22 protein-coding genes are annotated in these 23,008 nt (G+C 68.3%); 4 read left to right on the top strand and 18 right to left on the bottom strand.

Features of this window, described 5'->3' with window-relative positions; genetic code table 11:
* Positions 1–395: 395 nt before the first annotated feature.
* The gene (locus tag ACTIF2_RS18565) at positions 396–1,721 is read left to right on the top strand and encodes an NAD(P)/FAD-dependent oxidoreductase (protein WP_439498589.1); all 1,326 of its coding nucleotides are present in this window, start codon (positions 396–398) and stop codon (positions 1,719–1,721) included.
* On the opposite strand, the gene ACTIF2_RS18560 is transcribed toward ACTIF2_RS18565, so the two are convergent.
* Complete coding sequence (locus tag ACTIF2_RS18560) at positions 1,718–2,101, bottom strand: nuclear transport factor 2 family protein (protein WP_439498588.1); 384 nt, start codon at positions 2,099–2,101, stop codon at positions 1,718–1,720. The genes ACTIF2_RS18565 and ACTIF2_RS18560 overlap by 4 nt on opposite strands.
* Positions 2,102–2,343: 242 nt before the next feature.
* Between ACTIF2_RS18560 and ACTIF2_RS18555 the strand changes: the two genes are divergently transcribed.
* The gene (locus tag ACTIF2_RS18555) at positions 2,344–3,012 is read left to right on the top strand and encodes a haloacid dehalogenase type II (protein ID WP_439498587.1); all 669 of its coding nucleotides are present in this window, start codon (positions 2,344–2,346) and stop codon (positions 3,010–3,012) included.
* 4 nt (positions 3,013–3,016) lie between these two features.
* Positions 3,017–4,498 (top strand): aldehyde dehydrogenase family protein, encoded by a 1,482-nt coding sequence (locus ACTIF2_RS18550; RefSeq protein WP_439498586.1) that lies wholly within the window; start codon positions 3,017–3,019, stop codon positions 4,496–4,498.
* Between the two features lie 5 nt (positions 4,499–4,503).
* Here the strand turns inward: ACTIF2_RS18550 and ACTIF2_RS18545 are convergent, their stop codons facing one another.
* Positions 4,504–5,781 (bottom strand): NAD(P)/FAD-dependent oxidoreductase, encoded by a 1,278-nt coding sequence (locus ACTIF2_RS18545; protein WP_439498585.1) that lies wholly within the window; start codon positions 5,779–5,781, stop codon positions 4,504–4,506.
* A 256-nt stretch (positions 5,782–6,037) separates the two neighbouring features.
* Here ACTIF2_RS18545 and ACTIF2_RS18540 point away from each other — a divergent pair, with 256 nt between their 5' ends.
* Positions 6,038–6,916, top strand: a complete 879-nt coding sequence (locus ACTIF2_RS18540) for a GNAT family N-acetyltransferase (protein ID WP_439498584.1) — start codon at positions 6,038–6,040, stop codon at positions 6,914–6,916.
* A gap of 8 nt (positions 6,917–6,924) precedes the next feature.
* On the opposite strand, the gene ACTIF2_RS18535 is transcribed toward ACTIF2_RS18540, so the two are convergent.
* The 16 genes from ACTIF2_RS18535 to ACTIF2_RS18460 all read right to left on the bottom strand — a co-directional run.
* Positions 6,925–7,413 carry an Lrp/AsnC family transcriptional regulator gene (locus ACTIF2_RS18535; protein WP_439498583.1) on the bottom strand — a complete coding sequence of 163 codons (489 nt, stop codon included), beginning with the start codon at positions 7,411–7,413 and terminating at the stop codon, positions 6,925–6,927.
* Between the two features lie 111 nt (positions 7,414–7,524).
* On the bottom strand, positions 7,525–8,904 hold the full coding sequence (locus ACTIF2_RS18530) for an aminotransferase class III-fold pyridoxal phosphate-dependent enzyme (RefSeq protein ID WP_439498582.1): 1,380 nt from the start codon (positions 8,902–8,904) through the stop codon (positions 7,525–7,527).
* 33 nt (positions 8,905–8,937) lie between these two features.
* Positions 8,938–9,357 carry a helix-turn-helix domain-containing protein gene (locus tag ACTIF2_RS18525; protein ID WP_439498581.1) on the bottom strand — a complete coding sequence of 140 codons (420 nt, stop codon included), beginning with the start codon at positions 9,355–9,357 and terminating at the stop codon, positions 8,938–8,940.
* 164 nt (positions 9,358–9,521) lie between these two features.
* Positions 9,522–10,448 carry a 2-hydroxyacid dehydrogenase gene (locus ACTIF2_RS18520; protein ID WP_439498580.1) on the bottom strand — a complete coding sequence of 309 codons (927 nt, stop codon included), beginning with the start codon at positions 10,446–10,448 and terminating at the stop codon, positions 9,522–9,524.
* A gap of 71 nt (positions 10,449–10,519) precedes the next feature.
* The gene (locus tag ACTIF2_RS18515; RefSeq protein ID WP_439498579.1) at positions 10,520–11,335 is read right to left on the bottom strand and encodes a GNAT family N-acetyltransferase; all 816 of its coding nucleotides are present in this window, start codon (positions 11,333–11,335) and stop codon (positions 10,520–10,522) included.
* Between the two features lie 95 nt (positions 11,336–11,430).
* Positions 11,431–12,147, bottom strand: a complete 717-nt coding sequence (locus tag ACTIF2_RS18510; RefSeq protein WP_439498578.1) for a cupin domain-containing protein — start codon at positions 12,145–12,147, stop codon at positions 11,431–11,433.
* Between the two features lie 91 nt (positions 12,148–12,238).
* Complete coding sequence (locus tag ACTIF2_RS18505; RefSeq protein ID WP_439498577.1) at positions 12,239–13,372, bottom strand: extracellular solute-binding protein; 1,134 nt, start codon at positions 13,370–13,372, stop codon at positions 12,239–12,241.
* 18 nt (positions 13,373–13,390) lie between these two features.
* Complete coding sequence (locus ACTIF2_RS18500; RefSeq protein WP_439498576.1) at positions 13,391–14,551, bottom strand: ABC transporter substrate-binding protein; 1,161 nt, start codon at positions 14,549–14,551, stop codon at positions 13,391–13,393.
* Complete coding sequence (locus tag ACTIF2_RS18495; protein WP_439498575.1) at positions 14,548–15,330, bottom strand: enoyl-CoA hydratase/isomerase family protein; 783 nt, start codon at positions 15,328–15,330, stop codon at positions 14,548–14,550. The genes ACTIF2_RS18500 and ACTIF2_RS18495 overlap by 4 nt, the downstream gene beginning before the upstream one ends.
* On the bottom strand, positions 15,327–16,544 hold the full coding sequence (locus ACTIF2_RS18490) for a CaiB/BaiF CoA transferase family protein (RefSeq protein WP_439498574.1): 1,218 nt from the start codon (positions 16,542–16,544) through the stop codon (positions 15,327–15,329). Before ACTIF2_RS18490 ends, ACTIF2_RS18495 begins: the two co-directional genes overlap by 4 nt.
* A complete protein-coding gene (locus tag ACTIF2_RS18485; RefSeq protein ID WP_439498573.1) occupies positions 16,541–17,347 on the bottom strand; it encodes an IclR family transcriptional regulator in 807 nt (268 codons plus the stop codon). The genes ACTIF2_RS18490 and ACTIF2_RS18485 overlap by 4 nt, the downstream gene beginning before the upstream one ends.
* A gap of 64 nt (positions 17,348–17,411) precedes the next feature.
* Positions 17,412–18,401 (bottom strand): TRAP transporter substrate-binding protein DctP, encoded by a 990-nt coding sequence (gene dctP / locus ACTIF2_RS18480; protein WP_439498572.1) that lies wholly within the window; start codon positions 18,399–18,401, stop codon positions 17,412–17,414.
* A gap of 44 nt (positions 18,402–18,445) precedes the next feature.
* A complete protein-coding gene (locus tag ACTIF2_RS18475) occupies positions 18,446–19,717 on the bottom strand; it encodes a TRAP transporter large permease (protein ID WP_439498571.1) in 1,272 nt (423 codons plus the stop codon).
* A complete protein-coding gene (locus ACTIF2_RS18470) occupies positions 19,714–20,184 on the bottom strand; it encodes a TRAP transporter small permease (RefSeq protein ID WP_439498570.1) in 471 nt (156 codons plus the stop codon). Before ACTIF2_RS18470 ends, ACTIF2_RS18475 begins: the two co-directional genes overlap by 4 nt.
* Before the next feature lie 167 nt (positions 20,185–20,351).
* Positions 20,352–21,935: an ABC transporter substrate-binding protein gene (locus ACTIF2_RS18465; RefSeq protein ID WP_439498569.1), complete on the bottom strand. Its 1,584-nt coding sequence runs from the start codon at positions 21,933–21,935 to the stop codon at positions 20,352–20,354.
* Positions 21,932–23,008, bottom strand: a 1,077-nt coding sequence (locus ACTIF2_RS18460) for a serine hydrolase domain-containing protein (protein ID WP_439498568.1), incomplete at its 5' end; no start/stop codon positions are given. The genes ACTIF2_RS18465 and ACTIF2_RS18460, both read right to left, overlap by 4 nt.

Below are 23,008 nucleotides of genomic sequence, written 5' to 3'. Positions count from 1 at the left end.
GTGAAACCCCTCTGTTGTTGTGTTGATCACCACTTCAGCGCAGTCCTGACCCGCGACGGGCCTGAAAAATACGGTCTCCTTCCGCTCCTTTGGACAGCGCTCGGCAATGGCCGCGATGCGGAGCCGGCTCCCCCGCCAGCGTCCCAGCGATCATCCGCCTCGGGCTTCGATCCTACGAGCCGGCGTCAGCCGATGGACTGCCGATCCCCGCAGCGGCCGAAATAGAATCTGCCGATTAGAGCAGCCGGCCCGGCATAGGCTGCCGTGCCCACGTGTCGCGCCTCGACACGCCCGAACCACTGCCGGCACGCCGGCGAGGAAAGAAAATCCAATCCATCCGACGGCGTTTCGCGCTAGCCACGGCCGCTCCAGGCAACCGGCAGGACGGGTTCAGCATGTCTCCCAGACTCGAGCGGATCGCGAGCGACGACAGGCTGCCGGAGCGCGTCGACGTCGCCGTGATCGGCGGCGGCATCGTCGGCAGCGCCGCGGCTTATTTCCTCGCCAAGCGGGGCCTTTCGATCGCGCTCGTCGAGAAGGGCGTGATCGGCGGCGAGCAGTCGAGCCGCAACTGGGGCTGGTGCCGCCAGCAGAACCGCGACGCGCGCGAGCTGCCACTCGCCATGCGCGGGCTCGAGCTCTGGGACCGGCTCGGCGGCGAGATCGGCCGCGATCTCGGCTTCAGGCGCACGGGCCTGCTCTATGCCAGCAACGACGCGGCCCAGATCGCGCAATGGGAGCGCTGGCGCGAGACGGCAAAGCAGTTCGGCGTCGAGACGAAGATGCTGAGCGGGGCGGAAACCTCGGCCCTGACCTCCTCCTCCGGCCGGCAATGGCTCGGCGGCGTGCATTCGCTCAGCGACGGCAAGGCGGAGCCAGCCCTCACCGCGCCGGCGCTCGCCCATGGCGCGCGGCTGAACGGCGCGACCATCCTGCAGGGCTGCGCGGCGCGCGGTCTCGACATCAGCAATGGCGCGGTCAGCGGCGTGATCACCGAAAAGGGCCTGACCCGGGCCGGCGCCGTGCTGTGCTCGGGCGGCGCCTGGGCCTCGGCCTTCTGCCGCCGCCACGGCGTCCCGTTCCCGCAAGCGAGCGTGCGCTCGACCATCCTGCGCACGAAGCCGGCGCCCAACCTGACCGAGGCGCTCTACACGCCGGACTGCGCGCTGACCCGCCGGCTCGACGGCAGCTACACGCTGGCGATCAGCGGCAAGGCGACGCTGGAGGTGACGCCGCAAGGTCTGCGCTATGCGCGCCAGTTCCTGCCGATGTTCGTGAAGCGGCTGAAGGCCGTCGAGCTCGGCATCGGGCGGTCGTTCGTTTCGGGGCCGGAGGCCCTCGGGAGCTGGGGCATGGACGAGGTCTCGCCCTTCGAACGCATCCGGGTGCTTGACCCCGAGCCGAACGCCCGCGCCGTCGCGCTCACGCTGGCCCGCGCGCGGGCCCTGTTCCCGGCGCTGCAAAGCGTCGAGGTCGCCGAGAGCTGGGGCGCCTATATCGACAGCACGCCAGATGCGGTTCCGGTGATCTCACCGGTGGCGGCGCTGCCGGGCTTCTTCCTCGCAGCCGGCTTCAGCGGCCATGGCTTCGGCATCGGCCCGGCGGCGGGGCACCTCGCGGCCGACCTGATCTCCGGCGCTGAGCCGATCGTCGATCCACGCCCGTTCCGGCATGCGCGGCTCGTCGACGGCTCGAAGCCGGGTGAGATCGGCGAGTTCTAGGAACCCGCCTCGACCACCTGCCAGGCCGTCGCCCTATCGTAGAAGAAGCGTTCCTCGGCGACGCGGTCACCATCCCAGCGCTGGAAGGCGAGTTCCTCGAGGCGCCGGGTGACGCCCTGCTGGTCGGTGGCGTCGAAGATCCAGCGGATCACGACATGGTCGCCATCCACCAGCACCGCGCGCGGCGGATGGGTGTGCATGCGCTTGAGCCGGGCCAGCGCCCGCGCCTCATGCGCCATCAGCGCCTCGCGGCCGCGCCGCGGTTCGCCGGCGTTCTCCTGCATCGAGGCGTCCTCATGGTAGAAATCGCGGATCGCGGCGACATGGTCGCCGCCCTCCACCGCAGCAACGAAAGCCTCGACGCGGGCTCGATCGGGCATGCTTGCCTCCTTCAGACTTGGCCGGTCCCAGCTATGCCGGGTTTCGGCCGGCCGGCACAGGCCCGGCGCGACAGCGCCTGTCAGGATTGAGAGCTGCCGTCACGGCAATCCATGCCGAGCCGGGCGGCACGATCGGCAGATTCTGTGCCGCAGCGGGCGCGATTCCGGCTCCGCACGCGCGGAGGCACCTTAATCTGAGGCGATCGGCGGATCGTCTCCGCCCAACCTGGCGAGCGAAAACCATGACCGGCTTCCGTCCCAAATACGTGACCTTCGACTGCTACGGCACCTTGATCGATTTCGAGATGGCGCCGGCAGCGCGGCGGGTCTATGGCGCACGGCTCACTTCGGAGGTCATGGATGGGTTCTGCGAGAGCTTCCGGGGCTTCCGCCTCGACGAAGTGCTCGGCGCCTGGAAGCCGTTCGACGAAGTCGTCCACAATGCCGTCGAGCGCAGCTGCAAGGCCTGGAACATCGCCTTCGACCCGGCCGACGCGCAGGCGATCTATGACGAGATCCCCAGCTGGAGCCCGCATCCGGACGTGCCGGCCGGGCTCGCCAAGGTGGCGAAGGAAATTCCCCTCGTCATCCTCTCCAACTCGATGACCGACCTGATCCCGCATTCGGTCGCCAAGCTCGGCGCGCCCTTCCATGCCGCCTATACGGCGCAGGAAGCACAGGCCTACAAGCCACGCCTGCAGGCCTTCGAATACATGTTCGACATGCTGGGCTGCGGGCCGGAGGAGGTCATGCACTGCTCCTCCAGCCTGCGCTACGACCTGATGAGCGCCCATGACCTGAAGATCGGCCAGCGCGTCTTCGTCAACCGCGACCACGAGCCGGGCATCCCCGCCTATGGCTATCAGGAGATCAGGAGCATCGGCGAATTGCCGGGCCTGCTCGGGCTCTGAGGCCATGCGCGATTTCGATCCCGCCGAAATCCGTTTCGCCGCCGGCCACTATATCGCGGGGGCCACCGTCGAGGCGCCCGGCGAGCGGATCGCCGTCGCACGCCCGTCCGACGCGCAGGTCTATGCCGAACTGCCTGTCGCCTGCGCCGAGACGGTCGACCGCGCCGTCTGCGATGCGGCGGCCGCCGTCAGGCGCAGCGGCTGGGCGAGCCGGCCGCCGCGCGAGCGCGCCCGCGCCATGCGGCGCTGGGCCGAGCTGATCGAGGAACGGGCCGAGGAGCTCGGCCGGCTTGAGGCGCTCGGCTCGACGCGGCCGATCGCGCAGGCCATCGCCGGCGACGTCGCGGGCACGGCCGAAGGCATCCGCTTCTTCGCCGAATGGGCCGACAAGCTCGGCGGCGAGGTCGTGGCGACGCGCAGCGATCATTTCGGCATGATCGTCTCCGAGCCCTATGGCGTGGTCGGCGCGATCACGCCCTGGAATTTTCCGCTCAGCATGGCGTCCTGGAAGGTCGGGCCGGCGCTCGCCGCCGGCAATGCGATCGTGCTGAAGCCGTCCGAGCTGACGCCGTTCTCGACCGTCAGGCTGGCCGAGCTCGCGGTCGAGGCCGGCATCCCGGCCGGCATCTTCAACGTCGTGCAGGGGACGGGAGCCGTCACCGGCGACGCGCTCGCCCGCCATCCCGGCATCGGCAAGCTCTCCTTCACCGGCTCGACCCGGACCGGCGCTGCGATCATGACCGCGGCCGCGCAGTCGGGGATCAGGCCGGTCACGCTGGAGCTCGGCGGCAAGAGCCCGCAGCTCGTCTTCACTGATGCGGCCGATCTCGGGAAGGTCGCCGATTGCATCGCCGGCTCGCTGCTCGCCAATGCCGGCCAGGCCTGCGTCGCCGGCTCGCGCCTGATCGTGCAGCGGCCGGTCCGCGACGCGCTGCTCGACAAGCTCGCCGCGCGCCTCGCGCCGATCAGGCCGGGGCCGACCTGGCGGGAGGCGACGAATTTCGCGCCGATCATTTCCGAGCCGCAGGCTGCCCGTATCGACGCGATCCTTGCCCGCAGCCGGTCGCAAGGCGCCGAGATCCTGCTCGGCGGCGGCCGCATCGAAGGGCTCGGCGGGGCCTTCTACCAGCCGACGATCCTCGCCGGCCTCGCGGCCGACAACGCGGCAATCCGCGAGGAGATATTCGGGCCGGTGCTGACGGTGCAGGATTTCGAGAGCGAGGAGGAAGGCTTCGCGCTCGCCGATCATCCGGATTACGGGCTGGCGGCGGGCGTCTATACCGCCGATCTCGGCCGGGCGCTGCGGGCGGTGCGCGAGATCAAGGCGGGCACGGTCTGGATCAACCGCTACAGCCGCACGCTCGACTTCATCCTGCCGACGGGCGGCTACAAGAGCTCGGGCATCGGCAAGGATCTCGGCCGCCAGGCCGTCGAGGCCAATCTGCGCCACAAGAGCGTGCTGATCGACATTGCAGCGCCGGGCTGAGGCCGTCAGTGCCGCCAGTCCTGAAAACGGTAATAGGCGCCGACGAAGGGCAGGAACCAGGGCGGGCCGAGATGGCCCGGGACCGCCGGCCAGTCGAGGCCGGCCAGCGGATTGGCCGCCGGCTCGCCGGTCATGACCTTCGCCATGGCATGCCCCATCAGGACGGACATCTGCGTGCCATGGCCGCTATAGCCGAGCGCGTAGAACAGCCCGTCGCGCTCGCCGGCGCGCGGCAGCCTGTCGGCGGTCATGTCGACCAGCCCGCCCCAGCAATAATCGATCGGCGTCCCAGTGAGCTGCGGGAAGAGCTCGAGCATGCGCGCTTCCAGGATTGCGCCGCTCTTGGCGTCGGAGCGTGGGCTGGAGAGCGCGAAGCGGGCTCGCCCGCCGAAGATCAGCCGGTTGTCCGGTGTCAGCCGGAAATAGTTGCCAATATTCATCGTCGTCGTGGCGGTCCGCCGCTTCGGCAGGACCGAGGCGGCAAGCTCGGCCGAGAGCGGCGCGGTGGCGATGATGAAGCTGCCGACCGGGACGATGCGGCGACGAAGCCAGCCGAAAGGGCCATGCTGCGAGGCGCCGGTGGCGAGCAGGACCTGACCGGCCTCGATCATGCCGCACCCGGTCGTGACCAGATGACGATGGCCGCCGAGCCGTTTCAACGTCGTGACCGGCGCCTGCTCGAAGATGCCGGCGCCATGGCGCGCCGCGGCCTCGGCGAGGCCGACACCGAAGCGGCCCATATGCATATGCGCGCTGCGCGGGAAGACGAGGCCGCCATAGAGTTTGTCAGAGCCGATCTCCCGGCGCATCTCCTCCGGCGGCACGAGTTCGAGATCGGGCTCGACCTCGCGCGCCAGGATCTCGGCGCTCTTGGCGAGCTTGGCATAATGCGCGGGCTTGGCGGCGAGCTTGATCTTGCCGGTGCGGCTGAAATCGCAGTCGATCCCCTCCTCGCGCACCAGCGCCTCGACGCGGTCGACGCCGGCATCGAAGGCGCGATAGAGCGCGACGGCCCGCTCCAGCCCGATCGTCGCGGCGAGCCCGCCGAGATCATGCGCCAGCCCGTTATTGCAATGCCCGCCATTGCGGCCGGATGCTTCGCCGGTCACGCGGCCTGCTTCCAGCACGACGACGTCCGCGCCCTGCCGGCTGAGCGCGAGCGCCGCGGACAAGCCGGTGAAGCCGCCGCCGACGATGACGATATCGGCCTTGCCGGCGACCGGGCCGGCCTGCCCTGTCTGCAGTCGCGGCGCAGTATCGAGCCAGTATGAATCCATCTTCATCGAGCGCTTCACTTCACGATTCGTGCGAGCTTGTCGGATTTGCGCATTGCAACATGAACTCGACGCGGAACTTCCGGCCCATGAGCGGGTACAGGACAGCGAACATAAGCAACTCTCGTCCAGAAGAGCCCTGAAAGACACGGCTGGAGCGGCAACCTTCAGCATGTCATCTTTTTCGACTGTCGTATTGTATGAATTTAGCCGTTCTCAAACTATCTCGGCGCGGCTATAGCTTTCCTGCGAAAGGACGTTATCCGTGCGGCACAGGGCGCTCAGGCGACAGCTCGACCACCAGGGCTTCACGATCAGGCCGATGACCGAGGCGGACCTGCCGCAGGCGCATCAGCTCTCGGTCGAGGTCGGCTGGCCGCACCGCCCCGACGACTGGCGCCTGATCTTCGGGCTCGGCGAAGGCTTCGTCGCCTGCGACGAGATCGGCCGCGCGCTCGGCTCGGCGATGTGGTGGCCGTTTGGCGATCGCTTCGCCACCGTCGGCATGGTGATCATCTCGCCGCGGCTCCAGGCGCAGGGCGCCGGACGGCGGCTGATGGATACGATCTTCGCGCGCGTCGGCAGTCGCGACCTGCGGCTGAACTCGACGGCGGCGGGCTACCGGCTCTACCGCTCGCTCGATTTCGAGCCGATAGGCCGCATCTTCCAGCATCAGGGCCGGGCGATCGTGCCGATCGACGAAGTCGCCGGCCGCGCCCATGTCAGGCCGCTGATCGAGGGCGATCACGGACGGATCACGGAGCTCGACCGCGCCGCCTATGGCGCCGATCGCAGCCGGGTGATCGCGGCGCTGCTCGCGCGCTCCTCCGGCGTCGTCTACGAACGCGCGGACAAGATTGTCGGCTTCGCGCTGGCGCGGCCTTTCGGCCGCGGCACGGTGGTCGGCCCGATCGTCGCCGAGGATGACGAGATGGCGATCGCACTCGTGGCGCCGCATGTCGAGGAGCATGCCGGAACCTTCCTGCGGGTCGACACCGCCTTCGAGGAAGGGGCGTTCGGGCAGTACCTCGAGAATGCCGGCATGCCGGCCTTCGACACCGTCGAGACCATGGTGAAGGGCAAGCATCATCGGCCGAAGGGTCCGGCCCGCATCTTCGGGCTGGTCACCCAGGCGCTCGGCTGAAGCGCTTCTCAGACGTCGAACAGCGTGCGCAGCGGATATTCCGATTTCTGGATCGGCGACTTGATTACGATGTAGCTGAAATATTTCGAGATCCCGATATTGCGGTCGAGCATGTCCTCGATCAGCGACTGGTAATGGGTGAGGCCGCGCGTCACGAACTTGACGAGATAGTCGTAGCCGCCGCTGACCAGATGGCACTCCACCACCTCCTCGACGCGCTTCAGCGCCGTCTCGAAGCGGATGAAATATTCCTTGGTGTGGTCGGTCAGGGTGATCTCCGTGAAGACGGTGATCGTCTCGCCGAGCTTGGGCAGGCTGATCGTCGCGCCATAACCGGCAATGTAGCCGGCCTGCTCCAGCCGCTTGACGCGCAGCAGGCAGGGGCTCGGCGACAGGCCGACGGCGTCGGCCAGGTTCACATTGGTGATCCTGCCGTTCTTCTGCAGCTCGACCAGGATCTTCATGTCGATGCGGTCGAGACGCGGGCCCGGGGTCACGGCGAAACCTCTGAAAAGAGACGATGACGGCCGAGCCCGGGAGCCCGCGAATGAAGCTTAGCCGATCACGACCGCATCGCCCAAGCGAGGATCATGCCGAACCGGGGGCGGTCAACGCAGGCCCGCCCTGACCTCGGGCAAAGCCAGCACGTCGTCGAGCGTCTTCTCGAGGCGCTCGACGACGAGGTCGATCTCGCTTTCGCTGCAGCAAAGCGGCGGCGCGAGCCCGATGATATCATCGGCAAAGGCGCGGAAGATCACGCCATTGGCGTAGCCGCGCGCGAAGAGATGATCGGCGAGCTTCGCCTCGCGCGGGAATTTATCCTTGCTGGCCTTGTCGGCGACCAGCTCGACACCCGCCAACAGGCCGCGCGCCCGAACCTCACCGACCAGCGGGTGGCTAGAGAGTTCCGCGAGCCGCTCCTCGAAATGCGCACCGGCGCGCTGGCCGTTGGCGAGGATGCCTCCTTCCGTATAGAGGCGCAGCACCTCGAGCCCGACGGCGGCGCTGACCGGATGCCCGGAATAGGTGTAGCCATGACCGATCGGCGCGCCGGGCGGGGCGTTGTCGGCGATGGCGCGATAGATGCGCTCGCTGATCGCAAGCGCGCCGAGCGGCGCATAGCCGGAGGTCAGGCCCTTGGCCATGCTCATCATGTCCGGCACGACCTCTTCGGCCTCGCAGGCGAACATCGGCCCGGTCCGCCCGAAGCCGGTGATGACCTCGTCGGCGACGAAGAGGATGTCGAGCTCGCGCGCCGTCTCGCGCATCGCCCTGAGCCAGCCGCGCGGCGGCACCACGACGCCGCCAGAGCCCTGCACCGGCTCGCAGAAGAAGGCCGCGACGGTGTCGGCGCCGAGTTCGGCGACCTTGGCGCGCAAGGCGGCGACGCTGGCGGCGATGACGGCGTCGGCATCGGAACCGGCCGGGTTGCGATAGGGATAGGGCGAGGGGATGTAGTGCTGGCCCTCGGCCGGCAGATCGAAATGGAGATGGAAGGCCGGCAGCGCGGTGACGCCCGCGCCGGTCGAGCTCGAGCCGTGATAGCCGCGCTCCAGCGAGATGATCTGCTTCTTCGCCGGCCGCCCGGTGACGTTGTAATAGTAGCGGATCAGCCTGAGCGCGCTGTCGACCGCGTCCGAGCCGCCGAGCGAGAAATAGATGTGGTTGAGGTCTCCGGGCGTGAGTTCGCCGAGCCGCGCCGCGAGCCGGATCGCCGGCTCGCTGCCGAAACTGAAATAGCCGGTGGCGTAAGGTAGCTCGCGCATCTGGGCGGCTGCGGCCTCGACGATGCTGTCATGGCCATAGCCGACATTGACGCACCAGAGCCCGGCGAAACCGTCGATCAGCTCGTGCCCGCTCGCGTCGGTGACGAAGGCGCCGCGCGCCGATTTAAGCACGGTGACGCCGCACTTCTCGTGCCCGGCCCAGGAGGCGACAGGGTGCACCCAGTGCCGGCGGTCCAGCGCTTCGAGGGAGTTCACGGTCATGGCAGGCTCTTGGCTGGCGTGGAAGGCGAAGGATCAGGCGATGATGGCGGAGGCATAGCCGCGCCTGCCGGGATCTCCCGGCGACTGGTGGCGCAGCTCATGGAGATAACGGCCGGGCGTGATGCCGCACAGGTTCTTGAAGTGGCGGGAGAGGTGGCTCTGATCGAAGAAGCCGGCCTCCATCGCCACCATGGCGAGCGGCGTGCCCTCGCGCAGCAGCGCCTTGGCGTAGCGGATGCGGCGGTGGCAAATGAAGCGATGCGGCGTCAGCCCGACCTGGCGGCGAAAGACCGTAACGAAGCGGCAGACGCTGAGCCCGGCGAGAGCGGCGAGATCGTCGAGATAGATGCTCTCGGTGAAATTGCGCTCGATATGGTCGAGGGCCAGCCTGATGCCGGGGCTCGCGCGGCCGGGAGCAGCCTCGTCGCCGCCGGGAGATCGCTGCATGTCCATGGGCCGGCCCTCCAGCGCCGAAGGCGCGGAAACGCGCCTGCCGGTCTCAGGCTAGAGAGAGGTGGGCGATCTGTTGGCGCGGACGCAGGGCGTGCGCCGGTATCCCATGCGCAATTCGACCGCTTCGGCGGCAGATCATGCTTGGAGCGGCGAGCCGCCTGCCTTCAATAGCCCCGGCCGCGATCGACCAGCCCGACCAGCGGCTCGCCGGCGCGATGACGCTTCAGGTTGTCGAGCACGACGTCGACCGCGGTCTCGGGCTGGGTCATGCTGGCGATATGCGGCGTGACCAGGATCTGGGGATGGTTCCAGAGCGGGTGTCCGGCCGGCAGCGGCTCGGGATCGGTCACGTCGAGCACCGCCGCCGAGATCCGCCCGCTGTCGAGCGCGGACAGGAGCGCATCCTGGTCGAGATGGCCGCCGCGGCCGCAATTCGCCAGGCGGGCGCCCTCGGGCAGCATGGCGAACAGATCGGCGCCGAGAATGCCGCGCGTCTCGGCGGTCAGGGGCAAGAGGCAAACGAGGATGTCGCTGCGCGCGAGAAAAGCCTTCATCTCGTCGGCCCCGGCATAGCAGGTGACGCCCTCGATGGCGCGGCGCGAGCGGCTCCAGCCCGCGACCGGAAAGCCGAAGCCGGCGAGCTTGCGGCTCACCGCCTCGCCGAGCGTGCCGAGCCCGAGGATGCCGACGCGCCGCTGCGCGGCCGGCCGGACCCTGATCTGCCGCCAGACCTGCTCGCGCTGCTGCGCGGCATAGGTGACGAGATCACGATGCAGCGCCAGCACGGCGAGCGTGGCATATTCCACCATGCTGTCGATGATGCCGGGCTCGACCATGCGGACCACCGGCAATTCCTGCGGCAAGGCCGAGAAATCAAACTGGTCGACACCGGCGCCGACCGAAAAGAGCAGCTCGAGATTGGGAAATGTCGCCATGATCTCGGCCGGCGGCATCCAGGCGGCCAGGAAGCGGACCTCGCCGGGATCGCCGACATCCGGCCAGATTCGGAACGGCAGCTCGGGCGCCTTCTGCGCGAAAAGGCGGGCCCATTCGAGCCCGCGGGTGGGATCGGACTTGTAGAGGAACGTCATGCAGCCTCTCTCCGGCCTACAGCATCGGCTTTTTTTTTCGAAAACCGCATGCCACTTTTCGGGCCGATGCTCTAGCCGAGCGCCTGATTGACCAGCGCGAAGAGGCGCGTCGGGCCCATGGGAGCCGGCGGCACGCCGCGCGTCATGGAGGAGACCACGCCGACACGCGGCAGGCCGCGTTCGCCGAGCCAGTCACCGAGGCCGGAGCCACCAGTTACATCGATCCGGACGAACTGGCCACGCTGCTCGTGCAGCCAGTGAGAGACGAGCAGCCGGGCCGCGTCTTCATCCGCCGCGACCACGGGACCAATCGTGAGGCCGCGGCCGAAGGGGCGCAACACGGCAAAGCCGGCCGGCTCGCCGTTCCGCTCCAGCACGATCGCCTCGCCGACCTGCAGCAGCCGCTCGAGCACGTGCCGGCGCTCTAGCCCGGTCGCATCGGCGTCGAGGCGTGCGAGGACCGGCAGGTCCGGCATCGCGGCGAAGCGGATGGCCTCATGCGCGGCGAGCGCCGGCGGCGGCGATGCCGGGAGCACGCCCTGATGCTGGTGGATTTCGCCGCCGGGGCGAAAGCCGTTCTTCTCATAGAGCGGCACGCCTTGCGGAGTGGCATTGAGCATCAGCGTCCGGGTTCCGGCCTGATCGAGCAGGGCCTGCATCATTACCTTGCCGATGCCGGCACCCTGATGCTGCGGCGAGACGATGATCAGGCCCAGCGTCGCGTAACCCTCGCCATAGGGCCACCAGAACGCGGTGCCGCGGATCTCTCCGTCAGCCACCGCAGCAATGCCATGGCCGAGCCCGAGCGCGAAATCCCAGTCCTCGGCCCGATGCAGCCAGCCGACCGCCTGGGACAGGCGATGCGCAGCCGGAATGTCGGCGGACACGAGCGGGCGCAATGTCAGCCCCGCAACGGGTTTCGTCGCGCCTTGGGCCGGTTCCGGAGGGGGCATTCTGTCAGGACGTGGCACGCGCGGATTCCTCAATCGCCGCTCTGAACGGCATAGAATTTGACGACATGCTCCCGGCTCAGCCAGGCGCCAGCCGCGCCGCGCGCGACGAAGGCGGTGTCGCCCGCCGCGACATGCACGACCTCGCCGTCCGCCGCCGTCAGGTCCACGCTGCCCGCGAGCAGATGCATCAGCTCGTGGACCGGATGCGGCCGCGCGATCCGGTGATAGGGCGTCGAATCCCAGAGTCCAGCCCGGAATCCCGCCGCGGCATCGGTGAAACCATTGTGGCTGCGGCAGCGCGGCACCTCGCCGATCAACATCTCGGTCGGTGGTGCCGCCGACGGGGTGAGCGCCGAATCCGCCGAAAGCGCGTGCAGCCCGGCGGCCGCCTGATCATGCGCCGGCGCTGCGCAGAACGCCCAGCGCGTGCCACTATCCGCCTCGGCGTCGAAAACCGTTCCGGATCCGATCACGGCGCCCTGCCCCGGCTGGAGCACGAGCGACGATCCCTGCGACGCGAGCCGCAGCCGGCCGGCATGGAGCACGATCATCTCGGTCCGGGTCGCGCGCGCTGCCGACTGGCGCCCGCTCCAGGTCACGCGGCCCGCTACGACGCCATCGGCGCCGCTCCAGGCGATCTCGCGGCCGGCGGCAAAGGGATCGGCCTCGTCGAGCCCGCCCGGCGTGAACCGGGTCGTCACGGGCGCATCGTCGGCGCGGGCTAGAAGCATTGTCGCAGGCGTCATGGCTGTTCCAGTCGAAAGACGGGTGCAGCTAGCGGGAAAGCGCCCGGCTTGGATTGGACAGTCTTTTCGGGACCTGCCTCGGTTCGCCGCCTCAGCCGCCCAGGCAGGCGCGCATCGTGGCGTTGACCGTCCCAACGATCGCTGCCGGCGCCGCGCGCTCGCGCAGTGCGGCGGCGATCGCGAGCGCCGATTCGTGCTGGAAGCGCATATAGCCGTCATGGCGGGGCCGCAGCAGCGCGCCTTCGAGCGTGGCGCGCGTCTGCGAGTAGAAGCCGTTGGCGGCGCGATCGACGGTCTCGTCCAGCCAGGCCGCGCCATGGCCCGGCTGACCGCCGGCGGCGCTGTAGGGCCCGGCCTGGATCTCGGCGCTGGTGATCCAGTAGGTGAAATCGACAGCCTCTTTGGGGAAAGCTGTGCGGGCCGAGACGGCAAGCCCCGTGCCGCCCAGAACCGAGCCGAGCGGGCCGGTCGAGCCGAGGCAAGGTATGTCGGCGAAGGCGAGGCGACGGGGCCGGAAACCGGCATGGGCATAGCTGGCATAGCCGTAGACCAGCGGGCAGCAGGCCAGTTCGTCATTCGTCGCCAGCGCATCGAGCGCTGCGATGGGGTCGAGCTCGAAGCAGCGCGGATCGAGATTGGCGACCAGCTCGCCGAGCTGCGCCATCGCCTCCTCGCCGATCGACGCCGGCAGGAAATCCTCGCTCGGGCCGCCGGGCTCCCAGCCGAGATTGGCGGCGAGCGTCATCAGGCACATCAGCGAATGCGGCGCGCGCAGCGGCAGGACCACCGCCCCCTTGCAGCCCTGCTCCCGCACTTCGGCCCAGGTTTCGGGCGCCCTCTCCAGCCTGTCCTGCCGCCAGGCCTGGACCTGCGTCGCGGCATCGAGCGGCAGCGCCCAGAGCCGACTGCGATAGAGATAGCTGTGATAGGAAAGACCGACGGAATCCGCCAGCAGCGCCCGCCTTTGCGCCTCGAACCCCGGCTGGTCGAGCGGCAGCAGGCAGTTCTCGCGCACGATCTGGCCGACATGGGGATGGTCGATCACGATCAGGTCGTAGCGCCGCGCCAGATCCTCGACCGGGTAGGATTCGAAATCCTGCAGCGAACGCTTGTCCCAGTCGATCTCGATGCCGATCTGCTCCCGATAGAGCGCCGAACAGGCGATCAGCGGGTCATAACCGCGCGGGTGATCCCATGTCATGCCGCGCAGGCGGATGGCCGTCATCGTCCGATGTCCTTGTTTTCAGTTTGCGCGCAGCGCCGCCGCATAGGCGTCGTTCAGCCAGTCGACGAGCGCACCGGCACTACTTTCCCCGCGCAGGAAGGCATTGGTGCGCAGGCCCCCCTCCTCGAAGAAGGGAACATAGCCGGCAAAACGTGGCCGCAGATATGCCGAACTAAGGGTCCGCAGCGTTCCCGAGAAGAAGCCGTCGCTTTGCGCATCCAGCGCCGGATCGGTCCAGGCCTGGAGCATGCCGGGCTGGCCGCCATCGTCGAAGTAATGCGTGCGCTGGTAGTCCGGAGCGCAGAGCCAGAGCCCGTAGCGCACCGCCTCCGCCACGTTGCGGCAGCGCGTGGTGACGCCGAAGCCGGCGCCGCCGAGCAAGGTGCCACAGCTGGCAACGTTGCCCGCGGCGACGATGTCGGCGAAGCGCAGCGGCTTGTCGACGCCGGGGCGGCAGTAATTCGTGTAGCCGAAAGTGTAGGGGATATAGGCGACCTCGTCGCTCGTCGCCGCCAGATCGAGCATCTGGATCGGGTTGAGGCGGGTCGAGGCGGGATGGCTCAGCGAGACCAGCTCCCTGACGCGCTCGATCACCTCGAGGCCGAACTCGCGCTCCAGGAACGGGGCTCTATCGGTCGGCACCGGCCGACCCAGATTGGCGGCCAGCGTGATCACCATGCACATCGCATCGATCGGCACGGCCGGAACGCCGACCCAGAGCCCGTCCGAACGCAGGTCGCGGGCGAGCTGAAGCAGCTGGTCGAAGGTCGCGGGCGGCTGGCGCTGCGCCCTCGCCATCAGGTCCGGACGATAGGCCGCGACCTGCGCCGCCGCATCGATCGGCAGCCCGTAGATGCCGCCCTGCCAGTGATAGGAGCGCCAGGACGGGCCGACCGCGCCGGCATCGAGCCAGGCCATGGCGTCGGCGGGGATATGCGGCGTGAGATCGGCCAGGAGCCCGCGCTTCGCCGCCTGCCCGACGAAGGGGTGGTCGAAGACGATCAGGTCGAAACGCTCGGCCAGCGCCTCCAGGGGCAACTCGCCGAAATCCTTGAGGCTGCGCGCCGTCCAGCTGATCGCGACATCGGGGCGCTCGCGGCGATAGCGTTCGATGCTCCGCTCCAGCGGCGCGCGGCCGCGTGGATGATCCCAGGTCATCCCGTCCAGGGTGATCGTCACGCCTTGGTCCCTTCAGCCTTCTTGCGCTCCGAGCGCGCCACGAAATCGCGGATGCGCTGCATGCCGTCCCCCGTGAGGAAAAGGGCGCAGACGGCGTCGCGCTCCTCGGCGAGCCCCGCATCGAGGCTGGTTTGCCAGGCGGTCTGGTTGAGCCGCTTCAGGTCGGCGAGCGCGCCGGCCGGATAGCGGGCCATCTGCTCGGCGAGCGCGAGCGCTTCGTCGAGCGCAGCCTCCGCGACGCGGTTGACCACGCCCCAGGCCTGCATCTCCCCGGCCTCGGCGAAGCGGCCGGTCATCAGCAATTCGGCGGCCCGGTTGGGGCCGAGCTTGCGGGCGAGGCGCTGCGTGCCGCCGCCGCCCGGCACGAGACCGAGCTTGACCTCGGGCAGGCCGAGCCTGGCCTGCGGATGGGCGACGATCATGTCGGCCGCGAGCGCGATCTCAAAACCACCGCCGAGCGCATAGCCCTCGATAGCGGCGACAACCGGCTTCGGCAGGGCCTCCAGCGCGGCATAGACGCGCGCCGCGCTCTCCTGGAAATCGCGAAAAGCCTCGGCGTTCTGCTCGGCATAGGCCTTGACGTCGGCGCCGGCCATGAAGTTGCCGCCAGCCCCGTGCAGGACAAGCGCCCGGACGGCCTCGTCGCGGGCGGCCTCGGCAATGCCCGCGACGATCTCCTCGACCATCGCGCCGTTCATGGCGTTGAGCTGGTCGGGACGCGCGAAGGTCAGGATCGCAACGGCGCCGCGCCGCTCGAACCGGGTCAGAGCCGCGCTCATGCCGCCTCCGCCCGGGGATGGACCCAGACCGCGCCGGAGGCGCGCAGCGCCTCGATCCGCTCCGCGTCGAAGCCGAGCTCGCCCAGCACCTCCAGCGTGTGCTCGCCGACCATCGGCGCGTGGCGCTCGATCTTGCCGGGCGTCTCGGACAGGGTGATCGGGATGTTGACCGTCTTCACCTCGCCGATCACCGGATGCTGGTAGGAGGTGAAGGCGTTCATGTGCCTGACCTGCGGGTCGTCCGGCACCTCCTCCTGGCGCAGGACCTCGCTGCACCAGAGGTCGAAGGAGAGCAGGCGCTCCATCCAGGCCGCGGTCGTGCGCGTTTCGGTCACGGCCTCGATCGCGGCATGGACCTCGTCGCGCCGGTCGAACAGCGCCTCGGGATCGTCGAAGCGCATGAGGTCCGGCGCTTCGAGCGCCTCGACCAGCCGCGCGAAGGGGTTCATCGCGATGTTGAGGAAGCCGTCCCTGGTCCGGTAGACGCCGAAGGGCGCCGGCATGCCGGGATGGGCGATGCCGGAATTCGGGCGCTCGAAGACGCGGCCGGTATTCAGCGTCGTGACGAATTCCTGGGTCTGGTGGGCGATCAGGGCGCGGAAGAGATCGACCTCGATCTTCTGGCCGCGCCCGGTCTTCTCGCGGTGATAGAGCGCCGCCAGGATGCCGTAGACCATGTGATAGGAGCCGAGCTGGTCGGCGATGGCGACGCCGAGCGGCGTCGGCGAGACGCCGGCGCGGCCGGTGACGGACATGATGCCGGAGAGGCCCTGCAGCAGCAGGTCCTGGCCCGGCCGCTCGAGATAGGGGCCGCTCTCGCCATAGCCGGAGCCGGAGCAGTAGATCAGGCGCGGATTGAGCTTCGAGAGCTCCTCATAGCCGAAGCCGAGCCGGTCGAGCACGCCCGGACGGAAGTTCTGGACGAAGATGTCGGAGGTCGCGGCGAGCTCCTGCAACAGCTTCTTGCCGTCGGGGTTCTTCAGATCGACCGCGAGCGAGCGCTTGTTGCGGTTCCAGGCGAGAAAGCTCGGGTTCTCGAAATCGCCGACCTTGCGATTGAAGAAGGGCGGCAGGTCCCGATAGAGGTCGCCGCTGACCGGCCGCTCCACCTTGATGACGTCGGCGCCGAGATCGCCGAGCATCTGCGTGGCGAAGGGCCCGAACAACAGGTGGCTGAAATCGAGGACGCGCAGTCCTGCGAGCGCTCCGCTCATGCGGCTTCTCCTTGGGGATCGGTGGCCTGGCGCGGGTCGCGCCAGCCGAGCGCGGCCGAGATTCCGACCGCTGTGGTGGCGACGTCGCGCTCCGCCTGATCGGCGTCGACCGAGAGGCCGGTCTGGGCGAGGAAGGGAATGGTCAGCGCGGCAACGATGCTGCCGCGATGGTCGAAGACCGGGCGGGTCAGGTTGGTCACGCCGGTGACGACGAGGCTGGCGCGGCGCTCGCCGCCGGTGGCCAGCACGGCCTCGACCCGCTCGGGCAGGCCGTCGGCGAGGTCCGGCGTCGAGGCGATCGCGGCCTCCAGCAAAGCCTGTCGGTGATGCTCCGGCTGATAGGCCAGCAGCACGGCGCCGGAGCTGGTCTCGGCGAGCGGGAACTGCGCGCCAAGACGGACCGCGTAATGCATCGGGCGCGGCGCATCGACCTGCGCGACGATCAGGACGCGCGCGCCGCTCAGCACCGCGAGGTGGCAGGATTGCTGCGCACTGGCCGCGAGCTTCTCCATCAGCGGCAGCGCGACCGAGAGCAGGCGATTGGTCGGCGGATTCTCGTGCGAGAGCTCGAACAGCTTGAGCGTCAGCGCATATTGGTCGGAGTCCTGGTCGCGGCGGATATAGCCGCGCGCCTCGAGCGCCAGCGCGATCCGGTAGATCTCGCCCATCGAGCGGCCGAGCGTGCTGGCGATGACGGTCAGTGACATGCTGCTCGACGAACTCGCCAGCAGCTCGATGATGTCGAGCCCCTTTTCGAGCGCCGGCGCACGATAACGGCTGGCGGCGTCACCCTCTTCGCTCACGATCAGGCTCCGGTGCTTGTGGAGCGCGCCCATGGCGGCGCGCTCCCACGGTGGGGTTAGGGGATCAGCGCCCGAGCTGCTTGCGGATGTCGGCGACCAGGTTCGGCGACCAGGTCGGGAACGCCTTCTGGATCGAGTCGGCCGCCTTGGCGAAGGCATCGCGATCGACATCGTTGACGATGGTCATGCCGCGCTTCTCGAGCTCGGCGACCGAGCTGTCATAGACCTTCTCGGATTCGGCCGACATCCAGTCGCAGGCGGCGTTGGCCTCGGTCTCGAGCGTCTTCTTCTGCTCGGCATTCAGCGCGTTGAAGGCGCGCAGGCTCATCACGACCATGGCCGCGTCGAGGATGTGGTTGGTCTTCATGTAGAACTTGGCAGTCTCGAAATGCTTCTGGTCGATGATCGCGTTGGGCGGCGCCTCGGCCGAGTCGATCACGCCCTGCGAGAGCGCGCTGTAGACCTCCGGCCAGGGCATCGGCGTCGGCTGCCCGCCCATCGACTTCACCATCTCGGTATAGATCGCGACCGGCTGGACGCGGATCTTCAGGCCGGCGGAATCGGCCGGCGTCTTGACCGGCTTGTTGCGGGTGTAGAGGTCGCGCGTGCCGAAATTGAAGAAGCAGAGCGGCTTGATGTTGTGCTTGACGAGATCCTTCTCCCAGCCCTTCACCAGCGGGGAATCCGCGACCTTCTTCACCTCGGCCCAGTCCTTGAACAGGAAGGGGTGCACCATCACCGAATAGTTCGGGACATATTGCGCGATGGTGCCCGGACCGACCTGGGTGATGATGTTGGAGCCGAGCGTCAGCTGCTCCAGCACGGCCGAATTCTCGCCGAGCTGCGCGCTCGGGAACAGGTCGATCTGGACCGGCCCGCCCTGCGCTTTCTCCATCGCCGCCTTGAGACGCTGCCCGCCAAGGTTCACGATATGGGTCGGCGAGTTCATGTGGCCGAAGCGCAGCACCGTCGGCTTCTGCTGGGCCTCAGCGGGTGCGCCTGCGAGCAGCAGCCCGGTCAATGCGGCCGAGGCCGCAATCGTCTTGAACATCATCGGTAGTCCTCCCGTTTTGTCGTTGTTGGTCTTCTGGTCTTCTCTCAGAGATAGCCGAGCCAGGTCGCGGTGCCGGGTACGGCCGCGATCAGCGCCGCGATGGCGAGCAGCATCACGAGCCAGGGCAGCGATTCCTTGACGAAGTCCTGGAGCGGCACGCGCGTGATCGCGCAGGTCGTGAACATGATCGTCCCGACCGGCGGGGTGATGCCGCCGAGATGGATCATGTAGACGAAGAAGATGCCGAAATGGACCGGATCGACGTTCAGCTTCGCCGCCGCCGGCGCGAACATCGGCGCCAGGATCAGGATCAGCGCCGTGCCCTCGACGAACATGCCGGCGATCAGCAGCAGCACCGCGACGATCATGAACAGCGAGAACTGGTTCGACGAGGAATCGACCAGCATCTCGGCAACCTTCTGCGGCAGTTGCTCGAAGGACAAGGTCCAGCTCAGCGCCGCCGAGGCCGCGAGCACGATCATGATCACGCTGGTCGTGCTGGCGGTCGAGGCGAGCGCGTTGGCCAGGTCCTTCCAGGAGCATTCGCGGTAGACGACGCAGAAGATCAGCGAATAGACGACCGCGACCGCGCCGGCCTCCGACGCCGTGAAGATGCCGCCGCGAATGCCGAGCACGATGATCACCGGCATCAGCAGCGCCGGCAGCGAGCCGAAGAACGTGCCCCACATCTCGCGGCGCGAGACCGGCGCGCTGTCGCGGCCATAGCCGCGCCGCTTGGCGACCCAGTGCGCCATGATCATCATGGCGGCGGTCATGATGAAGCCAGGCAGGATGCCCGCCATGAAGAGCTGGCCGATCGAGGTGTCGGTGACGAAGCCGTAGAGGATGAGGCCGATGCCGGGCGGGATCATCGGCGCGATCAGCGCCGAGGCGGCGGTCACGACCGAGGCATAGGCCGCGCTGTAGCCGCGATTGACCATCTCGGGCACCAGCGTCTTGGCGTCCATCGCGGCATCGGCATTGGCCGAGCCCATCATGCCGGCCTTGAGCGTCGAGAGCACGATATTGACCTGGGCCAGGCCGCCGATCATGTGCGCGGTCAGGGCCGAGGCGAAATCCATCAGGCGGCGCGTGATGCCCGAGGCGTTCATCAGCTCGCCGGCGAGGATGAAGAGCGGGATCGCGATCAGCGGGAAGGACTGCGTCCCGACGATGACGTTCTGGATATAGGCGACCTCGAGGATGTCGGGGTCGGCCATGGTCATGGCGATGCCGGTGCCGAGCAGCACGAAGGCGATCGGCAGGCCGATGACGGTCAGCGACAGGAAGACGCCGAGAAGCGCGGTCGGGCTCATGCGCCCTGCCTTTCGATCGGGCGGCCGAGCGCGCTCATCGCGAGCGACCAGGCCTCGTAGGCGGCGAAGACGGCAAAGCCGACCGGCATGGCGAGATAGACCCAGATCATCGAGATCCGCATCGAGGCGATCTCCATGCGGGTGCGCATGGCGAGATCCCAGGAATAGACGATCAGGAAGAGCGCGATCGCGAGCATCAGCAGGCGCACGACGATGGCGAGCGGCCTGGCGACGCCTTCCGGCAACATCGCGGTGAACAGGTCCACTGCCATATGCGAGCCCTCATGCGCCGCCTGGGCGAGGCCGAGGAAGACGAGCCAGACGAAGAGGACCGTCGCCAGGTCGAAGCTGAAGATCAGCGGCGAGTTGAGGACGTAGCGAAAGAACACCGCGATCGAGACGATCACGACGATCGCCGCCACGAGCCCGATCAACAGGGCCCGGTAGGCGGAAAGGACGATTTGCAAATGGCGTCTCCTGACGAGGCGCCATTCTGTTGCAGCGCTCTTCCCATCCATGAAATCAATTTTCATAGACGAAAGCAAGAGCGAACTCGGCCGCCAATGAAAAAGGCCGCACCTCGCGGCGCGGCCTTTCCATCATGGCCCTGGGGAGCGCCGTCACATGGCGGGGCTCATTTCTTCTCGACGTTCCAGAACAGCATCACCGGCGCGGGCAGGACGCCCGAGACATTGGTGCGCCGGGCATAGGGCTGGTCGAACTGGCCGAGCACCCGATAAGGCTGCATCTCGGCGAGCCGGCGATGCAGCGCCTCGACGGCGAGCTTGCGGCTCGGCTCGTCCGGCGCGTCGACGACCGCGCCGCGCAGCTTCTCGGCCTCGGCGTCGCAGGGCCAGCCGGCCCAGGCCTTCTCGCAGGCCATATTGGTGCCGATATTCGTCATCGGCGACTGCATGGTCGCGCCCGAGGCATAGGTGACGAAGAGGTTCCAGCCGCCCTGCTCCACTGTGCCACGGTTCTGCTGGCGGGTGGTGACCGTGCCCCAGTCGGCGAACTGCACCTCGACATTGAAGCCGGCGGCCTTCAGCGACTGCGCCGCAACCTCGGCCATGCGGCCGATCGGGGCGATGTCGTTGGACGAGCTCAGCACCAGCTTCTCGCCCTTGTAGCCGCTCTCGGCGAGGAGCTTCTTCGCCATATCGAGATTGGGCTTGGCATAACCTTCGGTGCCGATTTCGGTGCCGTTGGGCCCGCCGCAGACGAAATAGGCGTTGCAGCGCTTCCACCATTCCTCGTCACCGAAGCCGGCGGCGAGGAAATCCGCCTGGTCCGTGGCATAGGCCATGGCGAGGCGGGCCTTGGGATTGTCGAAGGGCGAGTAGAGGCTGTTCGGCCGCAGCATCACCTGGTTGGCGAGATTGGAATAGCGCTCGACCTTGATCTCGCGATTGGCGGCGACGATCGGGATCAGGTCCTGGCTCGGCTGCTCCCAGATGTCGATCTCGCCGGTCTGCAGCGCGGCGGCCGCCGTCGCCGGATCGGGCATGATCACCCATTCGACGCGGTCGACCTTGACGACGCGGCCGCCCGCCAGCCCGTCGGCGGGCTCGCTGCGCGGGACATAATCGGGATTGCGGTCATAGACGACCTTGGCGCCGCTGCGCCATTCGGCGCGGTTGAACTTGAACGGGCCGGAGCCGATCGCCTCGGTGACCGGCTTCATCGGGTCGCTCGCCGCGTCGCTCTCGCGCATGATCACCGGGATCTGGCCGACCGCCGAGCCGAGTGCGAAGGGCACCAGCGCCATCGGCCGTTTCAGCTTGAGCGTGAAGGTGCGGTCGTCGACCACCTCCATGCCTTCCGTGTATTCGCCGAGCTTGCCGCCGATCGTATCGCGCACCATCCAGCGCTTCAGCGAGGCGATGACGTCCTTGGTCGTCACCGGCTGACCGTCATGGAACTTCAGGCCCGGCCGCAAGGTGAAGCTCCAGGACAGCTTGTCCGGGGCGGTCGAGAAGCGCTCGACCATTTGCGGATGCGGCTGGAGCTTCGAATCCCAGGCGAACAGCGTCTCGTAGATCATCAGCCCGTGCATGCGGGTGATGACGATCGAGGCGGCGACCGGATCGAGCGTCTTGAGATCGGCATGCGGCGCGACGCGCAGGACACGATTGGGGGCCGGTTGCGCCTGCGCGCCCAAAGGCAGGGCAAAAGCAGCCGCGCAGAGCAGCAAGCCGGCAAGACGGGATCGGATCATCGGAGGTCTCCAGCGTCGTCGATACGGTTGAAATGCAGGACGCGCGCCCTGTGGCTGGCGAGGCGCAGCGAGCCGTCCGGCTGCAGCCACAAGCAAGGCCGGTGCCGCCAGGGGCCGTGGCTCAGATCGGCCAGAGCACGCCCGCCGGGCAGCGGAGTCAAGCGCGTCGTCGTGCCGATCGGCGCAGCCCAGGGCCATTGGGCGATACCATCGGCCGCCACTGCGAGATCGATCCCGAAGGTCCGCTCGCGCCAGCGCCCGACCAGGCGCGGATCGAGCGGGGTCGCGGACGGCACGCGGACCAGGCGGCGCGCGACGCCGCCGATCCGGCCATGGATCTCGTTCTCGGCGACGTGGTCGAGCGTGATGTCGAGATAGGAGGGCAGGCTGCGCAGTTTTCCGCCCTCGCCCGTGACGAGACGCTCATAACCACCCATCACGCTGATCGAATCGCCGGCGAGCTCGGCCCAGAACGGCCCGTCCTCGCTAACGAACAGGCCGCGCGGCCCGTCCTTCGGAGGGACCGGGAGGTCCTCTCCGAGCAGGGCGGCGAGCACGCGCAAGGCCGGCCAGAGCGCCTCCTCCTCGCGATTGGTGAGCACCACGGCGCCGACGCCATGCTCCGGCGCGAGGAGAAAGTGGTTGCGGTAGCCGGTGAGCGAGCCGCCATGGCCGACCAGCCGTGTGCCCAGAAGCTGCGTGCTGACGAGGCCGAGCCGGTAGCCGCTCTCGCGCCCGTCGCTGAACTGGCGCGGTGCGGCGAGCTGGTCGAACAGACCCGCCAGGTGCCCGCGCCCGGCCATCAGCACCGCCAGCCAGCGCGCCAAAGCCGAGGCGCTGGCGACGAGGCCGCCGGAGGCCGAGAACTGGAAACCGTAGCGCCCGCGCCGCCAGTCGGGGCCGTCGCGCCAATAGCCGGTGGCGAGGCCGGGCACGATCTCGCTCTCGTCCTCGGGGAAGACGAAGGGCAGGCCGAGCGGGGCGAAGAGCCGCCGCAGCGCCTCGCGATAGGTGATGCCGCGATGGGCCGGCAGGACCGACTGCGCCAGCCGCCAGCCGGTATTGGAATAGGC

Source organism: Allobosea sp., assembly GCF_051860145.1.
Lineage (GTDB): Bacteria > Pseudomonadota > Alphaproteobacteria > Rhizobiales > Beijerinckiaceae > Allobosea.
This window is presented reverse-complemented; position numbering and strand designations above follow the sequence as displayed.

Bases quoted from the DNA above. Each gene is read 5' to 3' on its own strand.
- ACTIF2_RS18565 (WP_439498589.1), top strand. From the start codon at position 396: ATGTCTCCCAGACTCGAGCGGATCGCGAGCGACGACAGGCTGCCGGAG.
- ACTIF2_RS18560 (WP_439498588.1), bottom strand. From the start codon at position 2,101: ATGCCCGATCGAGCCCGCGTCGAGGCTTTCGTTGCTGCGGTGGAGGGC.
- ACTIF2_RS18555 (WP_439498587.1), top strand. From the start codon at position 2,344: ATGACCGGCTTCCGTCCCAAATACGTGACCTTCGACTGCTACGGCACC.
- ACTIF2_RS18550 (WP_439498586.1), top strand. From the start codon at position 3,017: ATGCGCGATTTCGATCCCGCCGAAATCCGTTTCGCCGCCGGCCACTAT.
- ACTIF2_RS18545 (WP_439498585.1), bottom strand. From the start codon at position 5,781: ATGAAGATGGATTCATACTGGCTCGATACTGCGCCGCGACTGCAGACA.
- ACTIF2_RS18530 (WP_439498582.1), bottom strand. From the start codon at position 8,904: ATGACCGTGAACTCCCTCGAAGCGCTGGACCGCCGGCACTGGGTGCAC.
- ACTIF2_RS18525 (WP_439498581.1), bottom strand. From the start codon at position 9,357: ATGGACATGCAGCGATCTCCCGGCGGCGACGAGGCTGCTCCCGGCCGC.
- ACTIF2_RS18520 (WP_439498580.1), bottom strand. From the start codon at position 10,448: ATGACGTTCCTCTACAAGTCCGATCCCACCCGCGGGCTCGAATGGGCC.
- ACTIF2_RS18510 (WP_439498578.1), bottom strand. From the start codon at position 12,147: ATGACGCCTGCGACAATGCTTCTAGCCCGCGCCGACGATGCGCCCGTG.
- ACTIF2_RS18505 (WP_439498577.1), bottom strand. From the start codon at position 13,372: ATGACGGCCATCCGCCTGCGCGGCATGACATGGGATCACCCGCGCGGT.
- ACTIF2_RS18495 (WP_439498575.1), bottom strand. From the start codon at position 15,330: ATGAGCGCGGCTCTGACCCGGTTCGAGCGGCGCGGCGCCGTTGCGATC.
- ACTIF2_RS18490 (WP_439498574.1), bottom strand. From the start codon at position 16,544: ATGAGCGGAGCGCTCGCAGGACTGCGCGTCCTCGATTTCAGCCACCTG.
- dctP (WP_439498572.1), bottom strand. From the start codon at position 18,401: ATGATGTTCAAGACGATTGCGGCCTCGGCCGCATTGACCGGGCTGCTG.
- ACTIF2_RS18475 (WP_439498571.1), bottom strand. From the start codon at position 19,717: ATGAGCCCGACCGCGCTTCTCGGCGTCTTCCTGTCGCTGACCGTCATC.
- ACTIF2_RS18465 (WP_439498569.1), bottom strand. From the start codon at position 21,935: ATGATCCGATCCCGTCTTGCCGGCTTGCTGCTCTGCGCGGCTGCTTTT.